This window comes from Pedobacter nototheniae (assembly GCF_004335085.1).
Classification (GTDB): domain Bacteria; phylum Bacteroidota; class Bacteroidia; order Sphingobacteriales; family Sphingobacteriaceae; genus Pedobacter; species Pedobacter nototheniae.
In genome coordinates this window covers 1-1,781 of record NZ_RQRS01000051.1, presented here as the reverse complement: position 1 = coordinate 1,781, position 1,781 = coordinate 1, and the positions used below count along the sequence as shown (strand labels likewise).

At 41.4% G+C, this 1,781-nt stretch carries 1 protein-coding gene; it reads right to left on the bottom strand.

The window, feature by feature from the left end; genetic code table 11:
- Nucleotides 1-96 precede the first annotated feature (96 nt).
- Entirely contained in the window at nt 97-1,665 is a 1,569-nt protein-coding gene (locus EHC72_RS22420; RefSeq protein WP_131539950.1) for an IS1182 family transposase, read from the bottom strand.
- Nucleotides 1,666-1,781 lie beyond the last annotated feature (116 nt).

Sequence of the window (1,781 nt, the reverse complement as noted above, 5' to 3'; positions counted from 1 at the left end):
GAAGCTGTCTCAAAATAAACGAGGCAGCTTTTTTTGTGTGTAAATAAATCCAGTGTGTTATTTGCTTGTTGCTGGCTAGAAATGTTTATTTCTTCCTCAGTTTGGTAAAAAACAGAAAAAGCAAACCTTTTTAGTCTGCTTTTTCCTAATGTTTTGTGCGATTGCCAATAATCCCCATTCTATTGCCACTTTTTCCTTTCCCCGGAGCATGAAGCGGCGGAACCCATGGTTCTGTTTAATATTTCCGAAGACTGGTTCAACATCATGACATCTCTGCTTTCGTTTTTCGATTCCCTTTTCACTTTTGAGGAGCCTGTTTGCTTTTTCTTTGTGCCGCTTTAGATTCTCATTGACCTCTATAATCCTGTTTCCCTGTGATTTATGGCAGGCACCATTTAGTGGACAGGTAGCACAGTTCTTTGCCTGATACCTTTTGCTGGTCTGTTCAAAACCGGTACTTGTTTTTCGATTGCCATCACCGATATAATGCATTTTTTGCCCCATTGGACATATATAACAGTCTTCCGTCTGGTTGTAGAATAAATTGTCCTGGGTAAATGGTTTTTTGTTATTGTGGTTTTCGCTTTGCTCTTTATCAAACATGCCATATTTCACATAAGCTTCAATATCACCCGCTTCCAGTAGCTCATAATTCTCCTCGCTTCCATACCCGGCATCTGCGGTAATGGTTTTCAAGACTTTGCCAAAACTGGTTTTATGCTGCTCCAGATGTTCTTTTAATGTATTGGTATCAGTAGGGTTCGGGTGGATGGTGTAGTTTACGATGAACTGGTTGGATGTTGATATCTGTACGTTATATCCGGGTTTAAGCTGTCCGTTCTGCATGTGGTCTTCCTTCATGCGCATAAAGGTGGCATCGGTATCGGTTTTACTAAAGCTGTTCCGCTCCCCCAGAACTGCTTCTTTACGTTCATATTCTGCTATCTTTTCCGGATATTCCCTGCTTACATATTTCAGCTTCGCTTTTACCTTTTTGTCTACATCGGCTTTTTCTGCCAATACCGCATTGAGCGTATCCACAGTCTGCTGTACTTTTTCGGTATCAATATCCGTAAAATCTGGCGGCTCAGGTAAACCATCCTCCACCTTGGCGACACTCTGGGCATATTGCCAGATTTCACTCAAGGCTTTCTTCATTTTTTCCTTATTGGTCTGGATGGCCTTTTTCCATACAAATGTATATTTGTTGGCATTGGCCTCTATCTTGGTACCATCGGTGTAAACCTCTTCAATGCTTAAAAGACCTTCTGCTGCCAACAGTTTTACCACTTCTTCAAATACGCTGCGAAGTGCCTCCTTAAGACGGACGCTACGGAAACGGTTAAGGGTATTGTGATCGGGATAGCTCATCCCGCTAAGCCACATAAAATTGACGTTCTCTCTGCAGGACACTTCCAGCTTTCTGCTACTGTAGACATTGCTGACATAGCCATAAACCAAGACCTTCAAAAGCATTTGCGGATGATAGCTTGAGGTACCCTTGATCTTATAAGCATCCAACAGCCCCTGAATATTGATTCGGTTGATGATATCGTTCACCAAGCGAACCGGATGGCCTTTTGCCACAAGTTCATCCAGCGTGGGCGGGATGGCCATGATCTGTTCCTGGTAATACGGCTTAAAAACTGGTTTCTGGACTGGCATAAATCTCAATTATTTATACTTAAATATCTGAAATTCAATACAATAAAACAAATTTTAAAACTTGAAAATTGAATCTTTTATCAACAAAAAGAGGTTGCCTTTTTGAGACAACCTCT